Source organism: Lactobacillus acetotolerans DSM 20749 = JCM 3825 (assembly GCF_001436775.1).
GTDB lineage: Bacteria > Bacillota > Bacilli > Lactobacillales > Lactobacillaceae > Lactobacillus > Lactobacillus acetotolerans.
Window position 1 is genome coordinate 1 of sequence record NZ_AYZC01000099.1, and the last position, 873, is coordinate 873.

At 37.9% G+C, this 873-nt stretch carries 1 protein-coding gene; it reads left to right on the top strand.

The window, feature by feature from the left end; translation table 11 throughout:
* Positions 1-124 precede the first annotated feature (124 nt).
* On the top strand, positions 125-873 hold a 749-nt coding region (locus FC77_RS07710; protein WP_082621134.1), incomplete at its 3' end, for an IS110 family transposase.

The window sequence follows — 873 nt, forward strand, 5'->3', positions numbered from 1 at the left end:
AAACAAAACGGGCTGCTTTACCGGCCATTCTAAAGTCTCTTCGTAGTCTGTGGGCACCTGATGCCGAGTTCAGAAAATTAGAATTGAATGGTTTGATAAAGCTGTTTATCTTCACTTGGAGGTTATTATGGAACAAAATATTGTTTTTGGTATTGATGTTAGCAGCCATTCATCGACTGTCTGTGTTGTAATTGATCGTATTAAACAAGGAAAGCCATTTACTATTTCAAATGACTCCTTTGGCTATCAAAAACTGCTTGATCATTTAAATCGCTATTTAATTACGCCTTTGGTAGTTTTTGAATCTACCGGTGTTTATTCTCTTAGCTTGCAGGCCTTTCTAGAAGAAAATCATATTAAGTATTTAAAGCTTAATCCATTGAAAGCAAAAAAACTGATGGACAATAATCTGCGACACAATAAAACTGATAAGCTTGATGCCTATCATCTGGCTTTGATTGAGTTTTGTGCTCCGCAAAAATTAAGAGAGCCGCAGCCGAAAGAATATCATGAAATGCAAAATGCCAGCCGCTATTTTGAAGAATTAACTAAGAATCTGATTGTAGCCAAGAATCAGCTGCACCGCAATCTACAGTCAACTTTTCCGCAAATTGAAAGCATCATGGCCACTCCCACGGGCAAAATATATTGGACCATTGTCAGCTTATTCCCGCATGCTCAATACGTTTTAGACAGTGATGAAACAAGAATTTATCAAGAGCTACTGTCTATTTCTGGCATAGGCAAGCAAAGAGCAAGATATCTGACTGCCAGGCTGTATTCTTTAGCCGAGCAGGCCTATCCTTACGATTCCAAAGATAGTATTACTGTCAGAGCAATTCAAAGAAATATTTCTGACCTGTTTTCCTTAAG